This window comes from Bradyrhizobium sp. CCGB01 (genome assembly GCF_024199795.1).
Lineage (GTDB): Bacteria > Pseudomonadota > Alphaproteobacteria > Rhizobiales > Xanthobacteraceae > Bradyrhizobium.
Window position 1 is genome coordinate 6788143 of the sequence record NZ_JANADK010000001.1, and the last position, 16368, is coordinate 6804510.

Consider the following 16368-nt stretch of genomic DNA (forward strand, 5'->3'; position numbering starts at 1 on the left):
CTTGTCGCTTGTCCCGTCGTCCGCCCCTCGGCGGATGCGGCCTCTCGTGACGCAGGCATAACCCGCACCGTCCATCATCCTGGCTGCACGCCACCTACCTTTCCAATGAAGTTGCCGCCGACGCTGAGCGAACCGTCGGCGAGTGCGAGCGGCAGCGCGGCGAGCCGCCGCGGCGCCGGCCCGAATACGACCTGCGCGCCCGCGCGGGGATCGTATTCGGAATTGTGGCACATGCACTTGAACACGTCCTTCTCGCCGACATCGCTCTTGACCCAGGCGGTGACGGGACAGCCGGCATGCGTGCAGATCGCCGAATAGGCGAGGATGCCGTCGACGGCGCGCTCGCGCGTTTTCTCGTCGAGCTCGGCGGGATCGAGCCGGATGATCAGGATCTCGTTGAGCCGGGAGGCGCTGCGCACCACTGATGTCTTGGGATCCTTCGGCCAAGCATGAACGGGCGGTCCACCGGCCGCAAGATCCGCCGCGGTGATCAGCTTCCCTTCCTGGTCGCCCTCGGAGAAGACGAGAAGATCACCCTTCTGCGGACGTTCGTCGGAGCCCGGCGGATCCTCACCCGCGCGCGCCTGTGCTGAGCAACCAAGGCAAGCCGTAGTGGCGAGCGCACCAAGCAGCAGCGTTCGCCGCGTCTGCTCCATGCCCTCGTCGACTTCTGGTTCCGCAGTGCTCTCGGATGATGAGGTAGTGCTGTTGAACGATGCGCGCGACATGCACGTTAGCAGGCGCTGGAACTCTGCCGAAAACAAGGCGGAGAATTGGCGCCGCAGTGCATCAATATGTCTTTGCTCGCGTTGATTGAACGCGAATGCGTGTATTCCCGCGCATATTGGCAATTGCAACGTCACATCGCGCGATCCGCATGATGATTTTGCAGATCAGACCGATGATGTTGGAATTGGTGCAGCGCGCTATTGGCCCGCAGCGCAACCTGAAAGCGATACAACTGCACGTTTTGCAGGCAGCCCGATCGTCGTCAGGACCGGAGCACGTGACGCGGCGCAGCGATGCGGCCGGCGATGGTCGCCGATGCCATCTCGAAACTGTCGGCGATGCGGCGTGCCTTGTCGATGAAGAGCGCCGCCGCCGGTGGCGGGCAGACCTCGCGTGCGGTCTGTTCGAACAGATCGAGCCAGCGGTCGAAATGATCGCCCACCAGACTGAGTGGCATATGGGCCCGCATCGGCGAACCGTGATAGCGGCCGCTCATCAGCACGACTGACGACCAGAAATCCCTGAGCTTGGCGAGATGCTCGTCCCAATTCTGCACGATCGCAAAGACCGGCCCCAGCAGCGCATCCTCGCGCACGCGTCCGTAGAAGCGGGTGACGAGTTCCCCGATCATCTCCTCTGTGATCCCGGTGCGCTCGATGGCGTCCTGGGTCAGCAGGTTCCGCCGCGCGGCCGCCGCCTCGCGCTCGGCCTTCAGTCGATCCGACATGTCCTTTGCTATCCGTTCCGTTGTTCCCGCGGGCCGCCCGTTCGACATTGTCGGGCCATTCGCGCGCGGCGTCTTTGTCGCAGCGCAAATTGCGGGGATCGGGCGGCGGACGCCAAGCGTCCACCGCCGGCGCCATGATCAGGCGCTATAGGTGTAAAAGCCCTGCCCGGTCTTGCGGCCGAGATGACCGGCATCGACCATCTCTTTGAGCAGCGGCGCTGGCCGATATTTGGGATCGTTGAAGCCTTTGTAGAAGACCTCCATCACGGAAAGCATAGTGTCGAGGCCGACCAGATCGGCCAGCGCCAGCGGCCCGATCGGATGGTTGCAGCCGAGCTTCATGCCGGCGTCGATCTCCTCGGCGGTTGCGATGCCTTCCTGCAGCGCGAAGATCGCCTCGTTGATCATCGGGCACAGGATGCGGTTGACGGCAAAGCCCGGGCTGTTCTTGGCGGTGATCGCTACCTTGCCGACGCGCTGGGCGAAATCGAGTGCCTTGGCATGAGTGTCGTCGGAGGTCTGCAGGCCGCGGATGAGCTCCAGCAGCGCCATCACCGGCACCGGGTTGAAGAAGTGCATGCCGATGAAGCGGTCGGGCCGGTCGGTCGCGGCGGCGAGCTTCGTGATCGAGATCGACGACGTGTTGGTCGCGAGCAGCGTGCGCGGCGACAGCGTGGCACAGAGGTCCTTCAGGATCTTGACCTTGAGCTCCTCGTTCTCGGTCGCGGCCTCGATGACGAGGTCGCAATCGGCGAGCTTCGCGCGATCGGTCGTGCCGGTGATGCGCTTGAGCGTGGCGTCGCGATCGGCCGCCGACATCTTCTCCTTCTTGACCAGGCGCTCGAGGCTGCCGCCAACGGTCGACAGCCCGCGGTTCACCGCCGCATCGGAAATGTCGACCATCACCACCGAAAGCCCGGCAGCCGCGCAGATCTGCGCGATGCCGTTCCCCATGGTCCCTGCCCCGATGATGCCAACGGTGTTGATCATTGCCTCAAATCCTTCATCCTTGCGGGCGTGCCTGGCGGCCCGGCCCCATTGTTCCTGCATCAGGGTCTAGCACCACCGCCGGGCTGGTGCGACCTGATCCTGCCCCTTCCTTAAAGCATCCGAAGCCGGAATAAAGCCGCCATTCGGGCGCGAAACGGCATGATCTGGCGGCCTGGCAGCCGGTTTTCGCCGAATTTGCGCCTGCCCGGCGCCTCGCCGGCGGAAGAGCGGCGCAACGCATGATCTCCCTCGATCGGACGATGCAGCGCCCGCCAGCGGGGTGTAATCGAGGCGCAATGGCCAGCCGAATGCTACGCGAGGCCATTGTGACATGGACCACATGGGCTTCGTGCCCCAGCCGTTAGCGTCGCACATATGAAAAAACAGATTGCACTACCAATCATTTTCACCGCCCTGCTCGCCGCCACACAGAGCCTGGCAGCCGAGATCAAGGGAGCCGGCTCAACCTTCGTTTCGCCCGTGATGGCGAAATGGATCGACGCATACAAGGTCAAGACCGGAAACGTTGTCAGCTATCAGGCAGTCGGGTCGAGCATCGGCGTCGGCCTGATCAAGAAGGAGGCCGTCGACTTCGGCGCAAGCGACATGCCACTTGATCCCAAAGAGCTCGACAGGCTCGGCATGATGCAATTCCCGATCGTGATCGGCGGCGTCGTACCGGTGGTCAACATCGACGGCATCAGGCCCGGCCAGATTCGCTTTACCGGGCCGATACTCGCCGACATCTATCTCGGCAAGCTGAAATCCTGGAACGATCCGGCCATTCGCGCGGTCAACCCCGACGTGAAATTGCCGAACGCGCCGATCACGGTGGTTCATCGCATCGACGGGTCGGGGACGACGTTCAACTGGTCGAACTACCTCTCGAAGGTCAGCCCGCAGTGGAAGACCAGCGTGGGCGAAGGCACCTCGGTCGAGTGGCCGCTTGGCCTCGGTGGCAAGGGTAATGACGGCGTCGCCTCCCTCGTCAGCCTCGTTCCCGGCTCGATCGGCTATCTCGAATACACTTACGCGCTGCAACGACTCGACCGGATTTCCTTCGGCATCGTGCAGAACAGCGCCGGCAATTTCGTCGTCCCTGACGCCGCATCGTTCCAGGCGGCGGCCTCGAGCGCGGACTGGAAGGCGGAGAAGGACTTCCATCTGGTGCTCACCAATGCCCCCGGCGAGGACGCCTACCCGATCACCGCCACGACGTTCGTGCTGATGCCGAAGGCGCCGAAATCCCCGGAACGGTCGGCTGCGGCCATCGACTTCGTCCGCTGGTCGCTGGAAAACGGAAAGCCGCAGGCCGAGACGCTCAACTACGTGCCGTTGCCACCCGCCCTGGTCGACCAGATCGAGGGCTACTGGCAGCAGAGCGTCGGGGCAACCTCCACGGTCTCGGCATCGGCCAACGTCAAGCGCTGAGACCGACGGCGGACCCGGCTGAATTCGGTTTCCAAACCGCTCCTCGTGAGTATTCTGTGACTGGCCTGCCGTCGGAAAGCTCATCCCGGCGGCAGGCCTAGCCACGCAGTGCCTGCGGAACGCGACCGCGCCGCTGCTTTGCACGACGATACTTGCAGGGAATTTTACGTGAAACGCCTCCGCAGTCCCGAAATCGACGCACCCAAGGCATTCTGGCTGGCGACGCCGTTCAGGCACGGATGAACGAGTTCGCACGGTCCATCGGCGCCGCGTTCACGCTGATCGGCGAGGCCGATGCCGAGCTGCTCGGCATCGTCGTCCTGTCGGTGCGCGTCAGCCTGACCGCCAGCATCGTCGCGCTGCTGATCGGTGCACCCTTCGGCGCCCTGCTCGCGATCACCCGATTCCGCGGGCGGCAGGTCGTCATCGTGTTGACCAACGCACTACTCGGCCTTCCGCCAGTCGTGGTCGGGCTTGCGCTCTATCTTCTGCTGTCGCGGTCCGGTCCGCTCGGCGCGGCCGGTCTGTTGTTCACGCCGACGGCCATGATGATCGCGCAGACGCTGCTCGCGACGCCGATCGTGGTCGCGCTGGTGCATCGGCCGGCGAGCTTGTTGTGGGCGGAGTACGGCGACCTCGCACGCATCGACGGGCTGTCGACGTTGCGCAGCATCGGCTTGCTGTTCGCGCTCGGCCGAACCTCGCTGCTGACGGCGTTTCTCGCGGCGTTCGGGCGCGCGATCGCCGAGGTCGGCGCCATCATCATCGTCGGCGGCAACATCCGCGGCTTCACGCGCACGATGACGACGGCCATCGCACTGGAAACCAGCAAGGGCGACCTGCCGCTGGCGCTCGGACTCGGACTGATCCTGCTCGCACTCAGCGTCGCGGTGTCGACCATTGCCTTCCTGCTAGTGGGACGCGTTGGGGAAAAATAGCTGCTCGCCGCCGACCTTGTAGCCGGCGATCGCATCCTGCCCCTTCGGTGAGACCAGCCAGTCGATGAAGGCCTGTCCGTCCTTCGCCTTCACGTTCGCATGCGTCGCCGGATTCACCAGCATGACGCCGTACTGGTTGAACAGGCGCTTATCGCCCTCGGTCAGGACAGCAAGCTCGCCGCGATTCTTGAATGACAGCCAGGTGCCGCGGTCGGACAGCAAATAGGCATTCGAGGACGAGGCCATGTTCAGCGCCGGACCCATGCCCTGGCCGATCTCGCGATACCAGCTGTCCTTGCCGGCACCGATATCGACCCCCGCATCCTTCCACAATCTCAGCTCCGCCGCATGTGTGCCGGACTTGTCACCGCGCGAGATGAACGGCGCCTTAGCCGCCGCGATCTTGCGCAGCGCGTCCGCGACGTCCTTGCCGCCGGCGATCTTCGCCGGATCGCCTTTGGGACCGACGATGACGAAGTCGTTGTACATCACGTCGAAGCGCTTGACGCCCTGCCCCTCGGACATGAACTTGTCCTCGGCCGGCCGGTCATGAACGAAGACCACATCGGCATCGCCCCGTCGCCCGATGTCGAGGGCCTGGCCGGTGCCGACGGCAACGACCTTCACGTCGATCCCCTCCGCCTTCGAGAATAGCGGCAGCAGGTAACCGAACAGGCCCGACTGTTCCGTCGACGTCGTCGAGGCCACGGTGATAGTGCGATCCTGCGCGTAGGCGCACGTCGACCAGACCAGAATCGCTGCGATGGCGGCAAGCTTCTTCATTGCGTGGCCCTCATTTCAAATGCCGTGTGTTCCAAAATACCTCGGGCGAAAGGCGCGGGGAACCCCCACGATCGACGCAGCACACCTTGTTGCGACGCGGTTACGGCCGTGACACCGCATAGGAACGCCGTCTCCGCAGGCAGGTTGTCACGAAGCTGAACTGGAAGGAGAACGTGATGAAGAAGATCATCCTGGCATCCGCCTGCGTCATGGCGCTGGCGACCGGTAGCGCTTTCGCACAGACACAACCCGCCCCGGGCGCTTCCGGCCAAGGCGAGGTCGGTCAATCGTCGCGAGGTCCGGCGACCAAGGGCATGACCACGGGCAAGTCGTCGAACATGCAGAACGAGGCCGGCAGCAGCAAGGGCACGCAGCCTCCGAGCGCAGGCGGCAGCAACACCAACAACATGGGCAGCCAGGCCGGCGGCGGCGCGGGCTCCGGGAAGTAGGCCGGCATCGTCCGGAAGTTTCGAGAGGGACGGTCGTCCCCTCTTCAGCAAGGACCCTGCGGTAGCCCCGCGGGTCCGGCTCTTTCATCCACTCGATTTCCGAGGCGATCCAAGGCTTGCGGTCGCCCGTGACGTCCGAACGTTGAGGTCGAGAAGCCTTTGCCGCAGCTCATGACGATTGCGGCTTCTCGACCACCACCGGCGAGCGGTGGGCGCGCGGATGTTCTGCAATTGGTCCCACCTACATTGACAGCGATGTGACGGACGGGGCAGTTTTTTATATTGCTGGCGAATCAGCGATTGCCTCACGCCGAGGACCTCTTGGACAACTCCCAGTGCTTTCGAGACTGATATCGTTGCTGCGCCGCATTCCTGCGGTGGAATGGGCGTTCACCCGACTTCGGCCCTCGCCGCACAGCGGTAGCATCATCGATGCCCCGCAGGCCGCAGACGACTCGTCTGCCATCGTCGCCGACATCACAGAAGCCGCTCCGGCTCTCGACAGCGGCATCAGCGCCGCTCCGTCGCACTGCAATGACGGCGTCACGGCCGTGAAGCCTGTCGCCGAGGAAGAGACCGCTATCTCCGTCGTCGCGGAAAGCCCGTCGGCGGCGCCAACTGATATCAGCGTCAGCGACGATTCATCCCGGGAGAGGCCGACAGAGGTCGAGCCGATCGTCGTGGAAGAAGTTGCAGCCTCGCCGGTCGAGGTCGAGAGCGAGCCGGTCGATGCCGCCGAACTCATCAGCAACGATCCGCCCGCGGAACTCGCGACGGGCGTTGACCTCGTCATCGCGGAGGAGACACCGGTCTCGTCCGTCGAGATCGAGAGCGCTGCGATTGATGCCCTCCTTCTCGTCGTCGACGACGATCCCTCCCCTGACGTTGTGGTGGATGACGAGCCCGCCGTCGCGGAGGACTCGTGTGTCACGCTTGCCGGCAGCGACGTCTCCGCGATTGAAGCCCATGAGGGCAGCATCGACTGCGCTCCGTCCCCCGACGTCACAATGGAGATCGAGCCAGCTCCGGCCAGCGATCCTGCCCCGGTCGCAGCGATCCCCGCGGAAGGTTCTTCTGCCGACACACCGAGCGTCATCACGGAGGAGGCGCCGGTCTCGTCTGTCGAAGTCGAAAGCGCTGCGATTGATGCCCTTCTTGTCGTCGACGACGATTCCTCCCCTGACGTTGTCGTGGATGTCGAGCCCGCCGTCGCGGAGGACTCGTGTGTCACGCTTGCCGCCAGCGACGTCTCTACGGTTGAAGCCCATGAGGGCAGCATCGACTGCGCTCCGTCCCCCGGCGTCACAATGGAGATCGAGCCAGTCCCGGCCAGCGATCCCGCCCCGGTCGCAGCGATCCCCGTGGAGGATTCTTCCGCCGAGATACCGAGCGTCATTACGAATGTCGCGCCGGAGCCGGTCCTCGAGTCTCCCGCTCCGGTGATCCCCAGCGCGCCGAAGACGCGCGCAAAGGTCGTGGAACCCGTCGATCGCGCCACGCTGATCCGGCAGCGCTGGACGGAGACCGGGATCAGGATGTGGAATCCGCGGCTTCACGGCACCGGCGATGCCACGCTGAACATCCAGGGCCGTGTCGAACTGCTGCCGCCCGCGCCTGGCGAGACCATGCCCCGCTACGACAAGCTCGAATTCAGGATGCTGGGCGGGCAGATCGTCTGCGAGGGCGTCATCGTCGAGGCGCCCGAGTCGGCAGGCCAGCGCAGCTTCACCCGGCTCGCCGAGCCGCGTAGCCCGGATCGGGCCCGCGAGCCGGTGCGGGAACGCCAGGCCGCCCTCGCCTGACCCTTTTCCTCTGCGACCATACCCGCCATATGCTAGGCTGACGCTTGGATATGGGAGGTCGCATGCGCGCAAAATCATTGCGGCTGATCGTGATCGCTGCCCTCTGCATCTCGCAAGGGGCCTTTGCGGCGTCCGGCAAACGGCCGCGCCATACGCCCGCCACCGATCCGGCCGCGCCCTACAAGGCCGACCGGCTCTCCTCCTCGCGCGGCGAGACCATCCTGAACACGCCCGGCCAGACCACCGTGCTGACGCGTCAGGTCCTCGACGACATGAAGGCGACAAGCCTCCGGGACGCCATGCGCTCGACCGCCGGCGTGACGATCGGGCGCTAGGTTACTTCGCGCTCAGGGGATCGGATAGCCCTTCCAGACCCACTCCAGCGCCGCCGGCAGCGTTTGTGCGATCGTCGGACGATCGACGTGCTTGGCGTTGCGCACGAACAGGAACTGGTAGTGATAGCCCTTCTCCGCCAGCACCTTCGCCATCAGCGCGTTCGACAGGGTCCAGTCGTGCATGCCGTCGGGAATGGTGGGGTTCGGATAGAACAGGTCCTGGTCGCCGCCGAAGAACCAGAAGCGGATCGGCTTCGCCGGCGCGGCGGTGATCAGCGGCACGCCGGGCGGCTCGGCCGGCGTGAGCACGCCGGCCTTGGAGATGAGGTTCGGACCGGCCGGCCCCGTCCACGCGCTGTGATACTCCCAGGCGCCGCCACGCAGCGACGGATCGTGCGGCCATTGCTGGTTGACCATGGTCGGCGAGAACGCCAGCACGCGGTGATAGAGATCGGGATAGAACCACGCCATGGTGAAGGCCGCAGCGCCGCTCGAGCTCAGCCCCATGGTCGCGCGCCCGTCGGGATTTCTGGTCAGCTTGACATCGGCGTTCGTCTCGACCCGCGGCAGCACCTCGCGCTCGACGAACTGCGCGTAGACGCCTGACACCGCGTCATATTCGCGGATGCGCTGGCTGCCCTGCGCATCCTGGCCGCCATTGCCGATCTGGATCGCGATCATTGGCGGCACGCGACGCTGCGCGATCAGATTGTCGAGCGTGGTGGCAAGATCCTTGTAGGCGTTGGAGCCGCCGTCGCCAATCACGATGAACGGCGCCTCGCTGCCGCGCACATATTGCGCCGGCACGTAGACGTCGATCGTGCGCGACCAGATTCCGGGATGGCTGGTGCTGACGATCATGTGCGACTTGTCGTCGGCCGCCGTGACGGTCGTCATGATCGAGGAATTGGTGCAGCCGGCAACATCGTCGCGGATCAGCCCGGGATTGTAGATCGTGCTCTCCTTCGACGTCAGCGTGAAGGACTTCATCGTGCCGCGCGGTACGCCTTCCTTCGCAATCGTTTCCGGCGCCGGATTGTGGGTGGGACCGATGATGAAATTGCCCTCGGCACCGGGCGGCGGCAGCGTTCCATCGGGCAGTTCGGTCGCGCGCGGATAGTTGGGGTTCGCGGGATCCCGCGTCGGCGGCGCCGTCTTGAAGTCGAGACCCGTCGTATCGATGAAGAACGGTGCAGCCTTGTCGGTGGTGTTGGCTCTGGGCGGCACAGCCATGTTCTGGGTGACGCAGGCCGGCTGCGAGAAGGCGATCGAGGTAAAGGAGACGACGGAAATCAGGGTCCCCGCGAGGACGGAGATTGAATTGGTCATTTCAGCTCCCGCTGCTGACGAGTCTTCTGGCTCGACTTGAGGCAAAGTATGGCGGGCCGCGTGCACGCGGTCAAATGCAGTGGGCCGCGTTGCAGCAATGGCCGCCATGCTCAAACCGGACGGGCACCGGCACCCCGCGCATGCCACGACATATTTGAGGACGTGAGGCGGTTGCTGCCGCCACTTGCGCCACGTAACTTGCGTGGCGGTCGAGCCGTACGACAGTCACGTCCGATCAGAACGACAAGAACAATTCTCAAGAACAATTCGGGAGGCAGACGATGAGAAAGCTCGCGGCCGCGCTGTGTGCGCTGATGCTGTTCGGAACAGCCGCACAGGCTCAGACCATCAAGGATTTCCTGGCAACCGTCATGCAGAAATGGACGGCGCCGTTCGAGCCGTTCCAGCTCATCGGCAACATCTATTATGTCGGGACCGAAGGCATCGCCGTTTATGTCATCAAGACATCGCAGGGCCTGATCCTGATGGACACCGCGATGCCCCAGTCGACCGGCATGATCAAGGACCACATCGCGAAGCTCGGCCTCAAGGTCGCCGACATCAAGATCATCCTCAACTCGCATGCGCATCTCGATCACACCGGCGGCTTCGCCGAGATCAAGAAGGAGACCGGCGCGCAGCTCATCGCCGGCGAGCGCGACAAGCCGCTGCTCGAAGGCGGCTACTATCCGGGCGACGAAAAGAACGAGGACCTCGCCTTCCCCGCGGTGAAGGTCGACCGCACGGTGAAGGAAGGCGACAAGGTCACGCTCGGCGACACCACCCTGACGGCGCACGCAACGCCCGGCCACTCGCCGGGCTGCACGAGCTGGGAGATGACCGTCAGGGACGGTGGTCAGGACCGCGAGGTGCTGTTCTTCTGTAGCGGCACAGTGGCGCTGAACCGGCTGGTGGGCCAGCCAACCTATGCCGGCATCGTGGACGATTACCGCGCGACCTATGCCAAAGTGAAGTCGATGAAGATCGACGTGCTGCTCGGGCCACACCCCGAAGTCTATGGCATGCAGGCCAAGCGTGCCGAGATGAAGGACGGCGCACCGAACCCGTTCGTCAAGCCGGGCGAGCTCGCAACCTACGCAGCGAGCCTGTCGGAGGATTTCGACAAGCAGCTCGTCAAGCAGACGGCAGCGCTGGAGAAGAAATAGCGGCCGCTTGCTCTCCTCACCTCTCCTCCCGCCAGGAGAGGCGAATCGCATGCGGTGGCTGCCCCCGCGGCGATACGCAGCGCCGCTGTCGTGGCCGACGTGCATGGTTAGCAGATCGTAGCTGCGGTCATTCCGGGAGGCGGCTCGAGCCCTCGAGACGAACGCCTCGGCGGTGGAGTATCCTTAACGGAGGTTCACCAGCGCACGCGATCGGAAATTGCCGCGGCAGCGTGCAACCTGCGCTGGTCTGTCACACACACCCAACCTAACGCGACCTTTACCCCCGCTGTGCAACATCGCCGCCGTTTTGCAGGGATCCGGGGCGCGTATTGCAATGCCTGTCGCTAATTTGAAGTCTCACCTCGCCGCCGCGATGCGGCTCTTTCGCGTGCCGGCCGACAACCCGGACCTGACGCGCGCGCAGTTCGACGCGTTCTCCAAGCAGATCCCACTGCTCTACTTCATCCTCATGAGCAACACGATCGCCGTTGCCTACACCTATGTGAACGTGGCGCCGGACTGGCTGACGATGATCGTGCCGAGCGTGCTGACCGTGCTCGCCGCGCTTCGCACCTTCTGGTGGCTGCGCCAGCGGCATCTCGTGCGCAGCGATGCCGATATCCTGCGCAATCTGCGCGCCACCAACTGGATGACATTGCCAATCGGCGCCGGCTTCACGGCGTGGTCTTTCGCGCTCTACCCCTACGGCGATCCCTTCGCCAAGAGCCAGGTCGCCTTCTACATGGCCGTAACCGTGATCGGCTGCATCTTCTCGCTGATGCATCTGCGCTCTGCGGCACTGATCGTGACGCTGGTCGTCGACGTGCCCTACGTGCTGTTCTTCTTCACCACGGGCGAACCGACGCTGAAGGCGATCGCGGTCAACAACCTTCTCGTCTCCGGCGCAATGGTGACGGTGCTGTTCATCTACTACCGTGACTTTGCCGACCTCGTCTCCAGCCGTAAATCACTGCTGGCGCAGCAGGCGGCGACGCAGGCGCTCTCGGACGAGAACTTCCGCCTCGCCAATCTCGATTCCCTTACCGAGCTGCCGAACCGCCGCCGCTTCTTCGCCGAGCTGTCGAGCGCCTTCACTGACGCCGAGCGTAGGGGCGTCCGTGTCGCGGTGGGGATCATCGACCTCGACGGCTTCAAGCCGATCAACGACAATTACGGCCACTCGGTCGGCGATCGCGTCCTGATCGAAGCCGGACGCCGCATCCGCGAAGTCTGCGAGGGCTTTGGCCCGCAGCGCGTGGAATTTGCCCGGCTCGGCGGCGACGAATTCGGTCTGGTCGTATGCGGCGATCCCGACGACACGGATCTGGCGCGGCTCGGCGAACGCATCGGCGAACAGGTCAAGCTGCCCTACCAGCTCGATACCGCCCATACCGGGCTGTCGTGCTCGATCGGCTTCGCGCTGTTCCCGAACTCCGCGACGACGTCGGAAGTGCTCTATGAATGCGCGGACTATTCGCTCTATCACGCCAAGCGCCATCTGCGCGGCCGCACCGTGATCTTCTCGAGCGAGCTCGAGGCCGAGATCCGCAGCCGCGGCGTCATCGAGAATTTGCTGCGCACCGCCGATTTCGGCACCGAGATGGACCTCGTCTTCCAACCGATCGTGGACGCGATGAGCGAACACACCGCCGGCTTCGAGGTCCTGGCGCGCTGGCGCAGCTCCCGCCTCGGCCTGGTCTCACCGGCCGACTTCATTCCGGCTGCCGAGCGCATCGGGCTGATCCGGCCGCTGACGCAGGCGCTGCTGGTCCGCGCGCTCGCGACGGCAAGGACCTGGCCCGACCACATCCGCCTGTCGTTCAACCTCTCCGCGCACGATGTCTGCGCAGCCGAGGGCATTTTGCCGCTGATCTCGATCATCGAGAAGAGCGGATTGCCACCGCACCGGATCGACTTCGAGATCACCGAGACCGCCGTCACTTTCGACTTCGTACGCGCGCAGCAATCGATCGCGACGCTGAAGGCCATGGGCTGCGGCATTTCGCTGGACGATTTCGGCACCGGTTATTCCTCGCTGAGCCATGTGCACCGGTTGCCGCTCGACAAGATCAAGATCGATCGCAGCTTCGTCGCCGACATCAACGAAAATCCGGTGAGCCACAAGATCATCAAGTCTCTCGCCGGCCTGTGCGACGACATGGAGATCGCCTGCGTCGTCGAGGGCGTCGAAACCCGCGCCCAGCTCGACAGCCTGCGCCGCCTCGGATGCGACTTCATCCAGGGCTACTACTTCGCAAAGCCGATGCCGGCCGATGCGATCGACGACTATCTCGCAATGGAACGCCGGCGCCTCGGCGACGCCGCGGCCAAGGTCGTGGCCTGAGTTACACCGCGCAGTAGCGCTCCTGGATGTCCTTGTCCGCCAGCAATGCCGCAGCGCTGCTTTGATGCACCACCTCGCCCTGGTCGATGATCACGGCGCGATCGGCGAGGCGTAGGGCCCATTCGACGTTCTGCTCGACCAGCAGCAGCGTCTTGCCCTCGTCACGCAGGCGGCGGAACAACACGCCCATCTCCTCGACCAGGACCGGCATGATGCCTTCCGAGGGCTCGTCGAGCAGGATCATCCTGGGCCGCGCGATCAGGGCCCGCGCAATCGCCAGCATCTGCTGCTCGCCGCCGGAGAGCGTCACACCCTCCTGGTCAAGCCGTTCCTTCAGGCGCGGAAAGGTTTCGGCGATCTCGTCGATCGCAACACGCTCATCGATGTCGCTGCCAGCCGCGACGAGACCGAGCCGCAGATTCTCGCGAACGGAGAGCCCGGGAACGATGCGGCGCTCCTCAGGCACGTAAGCGAGGCCGAGGTGAAAACGCTGATGCGCGCGCAGCGGCAAGAGCTCTTTGCCGGCAAAGCGCACGCGGCCGGTCGCCTTCGGCATCAATCCCATCATCGCCCGCAAGGTTGTGGTCTTGCCGGCGCCGTTGCGGCCGACGAGAGCCACCACCTCGCCGGGATTCACGTGCAGGGAAATGCCGTGGAGGATATGGCTCGCGCCATACCAGGCATTGAGATCCTCAATTTCCAGCAGCGCGGTCTCAGCCATAGCCTTCACTCTGTCCAAGGTAGACCCGGCGGACTTCCGGATTGCTCCTGATCTCGTCGGGCGCGCCGTCGGCGAGCAGGCGGCCGTGGTGCAGCACGACGACACGCTTGGACAGGCCCAGCACCATCTTCATCTTGTGCTCGACGAGGAGCACGGTGCGCTTGTCGGAAAGACGTTCGAGAAGCCCGACCATGTCCTTGGTCTCTTCCGGCCCCATGCCGGCGGTCGGCTCGTCGAGCAGCAGCAATTCCGGCTCCGAGACCAGCGCGATCGCGATCTCCAGCGCGCGCTGCTGGCCATGTGACAGGAATTTTGCCAGTTCGCTGCGCTTGGCGAGCAGCCCGACGGCGTCGAGCGCCGCGTCAGCACGCGCGTTCAGCTCAGACAGCCGCGCGCGGTTGCGCCAGATGTCGTAGCTCACGGTCAGCGCCTGAGCCGCCACGCGGACGTTCTCGTGCACGGACAGGTCCGGAAAGATGTTCGTGATCTGGTAGGAGCGCGAGATGCCCTGATGCACGAAGCGGTGCTGCGGCAGGCCGTTGAGCTCGCGTCCCTTGAAGTGAAGCTTGCCCGACGTCGGCGTCAGCGCGCCGGAGAGAATGTTGAAGAAGGTGCTCTTGCCGGCGCCGTTCGGCCCGATGATCGAGGTGAGCTGTCCCGCCGCAAAGGACACGGTGATGCCTTCGAGCGCGACGAAGCCGCCAAAATGCTTGCCGATCCCCTCGGCGCGAAGCAGCTCGCTGCTCATGGCCGCGCCTTTCCGATGCCGAGGGCGTCGAGCAGCGTGCCCCAGATGCCCTTGGGCAGGAACAGCACGAACAGGACGAAGATCGCGCCGACGAAGATCTGCCAATGCGGCGTCCAGAGCGAGATGACGTCCTCCAGGATCAGGAAGCTCGCCGCGCCGACGAAGGGCCCGAAGAAGCTGCGGGTGCCGCCGAGCAGCACCATCATCACGATCATGCCGGAGGTTTGGTAATGCAGGATGTCGAGCGGCACGATCGACAGGTGCAGCGCCAGCATGCAGCCACCGAGCGAGGAGATCGCACCGGACAGCATGAACACGATCAGCTTGCTGCGCTCGACGTCGTAGCCGCAGGCCCGCGCCCGCTGCTCGTTCTCGCGAATGGCCTCGATGACGGCGCCGAACGGTGAGTTCAGGATTCGCGACTGGAACCACATGGTCAGCGCCGCGAAGGCCATCAGCACGTAGTATTTGTTGACGGGGTCGAGGAAATTGACCGGGAAACCGAACAGGCTGATGCGGTCGACGGTGAAGCCGCGCAGGCCGTTCTCGCCGCCGGTGAACGAGGAAGCCTGGAGCGCGACGTAATAGACGAGCTGGGCCAGCGCGAGCGTTACCATCGAGAAATAGATGCCGCGGGTTCGCGTCGAGACGATTCCGATCGCGGCGGCAAGGCAGGTGCTGAGGAGGACCGCAACCGGCACCGCCGCGAACCAGGGCACACCGTAGCGGCCGATCGCAATGCCGGTGAAGTAGGCGCCGGCGCCGAAGAACGCCGCCTGGCCAAACGACAGCAGCCCGGTGTAGCCGAACAGCAGATTGTACCCCATCACCACGACGCCGTAGATCAGGACGTTAACCGCCAGCGCCTGCGACGGCAGCAGCCAGGGCAGCACCGCCAGCACCGCGATCGACAGCAGCACGCGCTGCTCGAGAAGCCAGCCGAGCCCGCCGGATGGGGGTTTGGCGACCGCTTCGCCGCTTGATGGTGACGTCACGCGGTCCTCCCTCTGACGCCGAACAGGCCTTGCGGGCGGATCAGCAGCACGATCGCCATCAACGCGAACATCACGATGGTCGCCATTTCAGGCGCGAACAGCGCCACAAGGCTGATGGAGATGCCGACCATGAGCCCGGCGACGACCGCCCCGACGATCGATCCAAGGCCGCCGATCACGGTCACGACGAAGGCTTCGGCCAGCACCAGCGAGCCCATCTCTGGATTGACGCTGCGCATGGGTCCGGCGAGCACGCCGCCCAGCGCAGCGAGCCCGACACCGAGCCCGAAGATCGCAAGCCAGACCCGTGAGATGTCAACGCCAAGTACCTGCATGATGGTGGGATCACGGGCGCCCGCGCGCACGATGAGGCCGATGCGGGTCTTCTCCAGCGTCAGCCAGAGCACCAGCAGCACCACCGCCACCAGCGCGATGACGAACAAGCGATAGCGCGGGAAGAAGCCGATGCCGAGATCGAGCACGCCGATCAGCTGCGACGGGGTCGGAAACGGAATACCGTCGCTGCCGAACACGATGCGCACACCTTCGACCAGGATGTAGCTGAGACCAAAGGTGAGCAGCAGCGGATCGTCGATCGAACGTCCATAGAGCCGGCGGATCAGGACGAACTCGATCAGCATGCCAAAAGCACCGATCAAAACGGGAGCAAGCAGCAGTCCCCACCAGAAGCTTCCGGTGAGCGACGCCAGATACAGCCCCGCATAGGCTCCGATCATGAACAGCGCGCCGTGCGCGAAATTGACCACCCCGAGCATGCCGAACACGATCGTCAGTCCAAGCGCAGTGATCACCAGGACCGCCCCAAGGGCGATCCCGGAGAGAAGCTGCATGATGATCAGCGACAGGTCCATCGTCTATGT

At 64.5% G+C, this 16368-nt stretch carries 16 protein-coding genes; 7 read left to right on the forward strand and 9 right to left on the reverse strand.

From position 1 onward, the window contains the following. Positions 1 to 74: 74 nt before the first annotated feature. The 3 genes from NLM25_RS31800 to NLM25_RS31810 all read right to left on the reverse strand — a co-directional run bounded on the left by NLM25_RS31800 (position 75) and on the right by NLM25_RS31810 (position 2506). Positions 75 to 728 (reverse strand): ubiquinol-cytochrome c reductase iron-sulfur subunit, encoded by a 654-nt coding sequence (locus NLM25_RS31800; RefSeq protein WP_254139643.1) that lies wholly within the window; start codon positions 726 to 728, stop codon positions 75 to 77. A 263-nt stretch (positions 729 to 991) separates the two neighbouring features. Then, entirely contained in the window at positions 992 to 1456 is a 465-nt protein-coding gene (locus NLM25_RS31805; protein WP_254139644.1) for a group III truncated hemoglobin, read from the reverse strand. 138 nt (positions 1457 to 1594) lie between these two features. Next, positions 1595 to 2506 carry a 3-hydroxybutyryl-CoA dehydrogenase gene (locus NLM25_RS31810; RefSeq protein WP_375167853.1) on the reverse strand — a complete coding sequence of 304 codons (912 nt, stop codon included), beginning with the start codon at positions 2504 to 2506 and terminating at the stop codon, positions 1595 to 1597. A 315-nt stretch (positions 2507 to 2821) separates the two neighbouring features. On the opposite strand from NLM25_RS31810, the gene pstS reads away from it, so the two are divergent. Together pstS and NLM25_RS31820 are read left to right on the forward strand one after the other, a co-directional pair. Next, a complete protein-coding gene (gene pstS, locus NLM25_RS31815; protein WP_254139646.1) occupies positions 2822 to 3877 on the forward strand; it encodes a phosphate ABC transporter substrate-binding protein PstS in 1056 nt (351 codons plus the stop codon). Between the two features lie 239 nt (positions 3878 to 4116). Beyond that, entirely contained in the window at positions 4117 to 4815 is a 699-nt protein-coding gene (locus NLM25_RS31820; RefSeq protein WP_254139647.1) for an ABC transporter permease, read from the forward strand. On the opposite strand, the gene NLM25_RS31825 is transcribed toward NLM25_RS31820, so the two are convergent. After that, positions 4789 to 5598: a substrate-binding domain-containing protein gene (locus NLM25_RS31825; protein WP_254121638.1), complete on the reverse strand. Its 810-nt coding sequence runs from the start codon at positions 5596 to 5598 to the stop codon at positions 4789 to 4791. The genes NLM25_RS31820 and NLM25_RS31825 overlap by 27 nt on opposite strands. A gap of 176 nt (positions 5599 to 5774) precedes the next feature. Here NLM25_RS31825 and NLM25_RS31830 point away from each other — a divergent pair, with 176 nt between their 5' ends. From NLM25_RS31830 to NLM25_RS31840, 3 genes are all read left to right on the forward strand, one after another. Then, entirely contained in the window at positions 5775 to 6047 is a 273-nt protein-coding gene (locus NLM25_RS31830) for a hypothetical protein (protein ID WP_254139648.1), read from the forward strand. 257 nt (positions 6048 to 6304) lie between these two features. Next, positions 6305 to 7849, forward strand: a complete 1545-nt coding sequence (locus tag NLM25_RS31835) for a hypothetical protein (RefSeq protein WP_309143623.1) — start codon at positions 6305 to 6307, stop codon at positions 7847 to 7849. A gap of 62 nt (positions 7850 to 7911) precedes the next feature. Beyond that, the gene (locus tag NLM25_RS31840; protein ID WP_254139649.1) at positions 7912 to 8184 is read left to right on the forward strand and encodes a TonB-dependent receptor plug domain-containing protein; all 273 of its coding nucleotides are present in this window, start codon (positions 7912 to 7914) and stop codon (positions 8182 to 8184) included. A gap of 12 nt (positions 8185 to 8196) precedes the next feature. Here NLM25_RS31840 and NLM25_RS31845 read toward each other — a convergent pair whose 3' ends face one another. Then, positions 8197 to 9513 (reverse strand): esterase family protein, encoded by a 1317-nt coding sequence (locus tag NLM25_RS31845; protein WP_254139650.1) that lies wholly within the window; start codon positions 9511 to 9513, stop codon positions 8197 to 8199. A gap of 281 nt (positions 9514 to 9794) precedes the next feature. Between NLM25_RS31845 and blaBJP the strand changes: the two genes are divergently transcribed. Together blaBJP and NLM25_RS31855 are read left to right on the forward strand one after the other, a co-directional pair. Next, a complete protein-coding gene (gene blaBJP, locus NLM25_RS31850) occupies positions 9795 to 10679 on the forward strand; it encodes a BJP family subclass B3 metallo-beta-lactamase (RefSeq protein WP_254139651.1) in 885 nt (294 codons plus the stop codon). Between the two features lie 334 nt (positions 10680 to 11013). Then, positions 11014 to 13023, forward strand: coding sequence for a bifunctional diguanylate cyclase/phosphodiesterase (locus NLM25_RS31855; RefSeq protein ID WP_254139652.1), 2010 nt, complete (start codon positions 11014 to 11016; stop codon positions 13021 to 13023). A gap of 1 nt (position 13024) precedes the next feature. On the opposite strand, the gene NLM25_RS31860 is transcribed toward NLM25_RS31855, so the two are convergent. The 4 genes from NLM25_RS31860 to NLM25_RS31875 are packed head-to-tail and all read right to left on the reverse strand — an operon-like array spanning position 13025 to position 16359. Continuing rightward, a complete protein-coding gene (locus NLM25_RS31860) occupies positions 13025 to 13744 on the reverse strand; it encodes an ABC transporter ATP-binding protein (RefSeq protein ID WP_254139653.1) in 720 nt (239 codons plus the stop codon). Next, positions 13737 to 14492: an ABC transporter ATP-binding protein gene (locus NLM25_RS31865; protein ID WP_254139654.1), complete on the reverse strand. Its 756-nt coding sequence runs from the start codon at positions 14490 to 14492 to the stop codon at positions 13737 to 13739. Before NLM25_RS31865 ends, NLM25_RS31860 begins: the two co-directional genes overlap by 8 nt. After that, positions 14489 to 15487 carry a branched-chain amino acid ABC transporter permease gene (locus NLM25_RS31870; RefSeq protein WP_254139655.1) on the reverse strand — a complete coding sequence of 333 codons (999 nt, stop codon included), beginning with the start codon at positions 15485 to 15487 and terminating at the stop codon, positions 14489 to 14491. Before NLM25_RS31870 ends, NLM25_RS31865 begins: the two co-directional genes overlap by 4 nt. After that, on the reverse strand, positions 15484 to 16359 hold the full coding sequence (locus tag NLM25_RS31875) for a branched-chain amino acid ABC transporter permease (protein WP_254139656.1): 876 nt from the start codon (positions 16357 to 16359) through the stop codon (positions 15484 to 15486). Before NLM25_RS31875 ends, NLM25_RS31870 begins: the two co-directional genes overlap by 4 nt. Positions 16360 to 16368 lie beyond the last annotated feature (9 nt).

Bases quoted from the DNA above. Each gene is read 5' to 3' on its own strand.
- pstS (WP_254139646.1), top strand. From the start codon at position 2,822: ATGAAAAAACAGATTGCACTACCAATCATTTTCACCGCCCTGCTCGCC.
- NLM25_RS31820 (WP_254139647.1), top strand. From the start codon at position 4,117: ATGAACGAGTTCGCACGGTCCATCGGCGCCGCGTTCACGCTGATCGGC.
- NLM25_RS31865 (WP_254139654.1), bottom strand. From the start codon at position 14,492: ATGAGCAGCGAGCTGCTTCGCGCCGAGGGGATCGGCAAGCATTTTGGC.
- NLM25_RS31805 (WP_254139644.1), bottom strand. From the start codon at position 1,456: ATGTCGGATCGACTGAAGGCCGAGCGCGAGGCGGCGGCCGCGCGGCGG.
- NLM25_RS31810 (WP_375167853.1), bottom strand. From the start codon at position 2,506: ATGCAGGAACAATGGGGCCGGGCCGCCAGGCACGCCCGCAAGGATGAA.
- NLM25_RS31855 (WP_254139652.1), top strand. From the start codon at position 11,014: ATGCCTGTCGCTAATTTGAAGTCTCACCTCGCCGCCGCGATGCGGCTC.
- NLM25_RS31825 (WP_254121638.1), bottom strand. From the start codon at position 5,598: ATGAAGAAGCTTGCCGCCATCGCAGCGATTCTGGTCTGGTCGACGTGC.
- NLM25_RS31860 (WP_254139653.1), bottom strand. From the start codon at position 13,744: ATGGCTGAGACCGCGCTGCTGGAAATTGAGGATCTCAATGCCTGGTAT.
- NLM25_RS31845 (WP_254139650.1), bottom strand. From the start codon at position 9,513: ATGACCAATTCAATCTCCGTCCTCGCGGGGACCCTGATTTCCGTCGTC.
- NLM25_RS31840 (WP_254139649.1), top strand. From the start codon at position 7,912: ATGCGCGCAAAATCATTGCGGCTGATCGTGATCGCTGCCCTCTGCATC.
- NLM25_RS31875 (WP_254139656.1), bottom strand. From the start codon at position 16,359: ATGGACCTGTCGCTGATCATCATGCAGCTTCTCTCCGGGATCGCCCTT.
- blaBJP (WP_254139651.1), top strand. From the start codon at position 9,795: ATGAGAAAGCTCGCGGCCGCGCTGTGTGCGCTGATGCTGTTCGGAACA.
- NLM25_RS31830 (WP_254139648.1), top strand. From the start codon at position 5,775: ATGAAGAAGATCATCCTGGCATCCGCCTGCGTCATGGCGCTGGCGACC.
- NLM25_RS31800 (WP_254139643.1), bottom strand. From the start codon at position 728: ATGTCGCGCGCATCGTTCAACAGCACTACCTCATCATCCGAGAGCACT.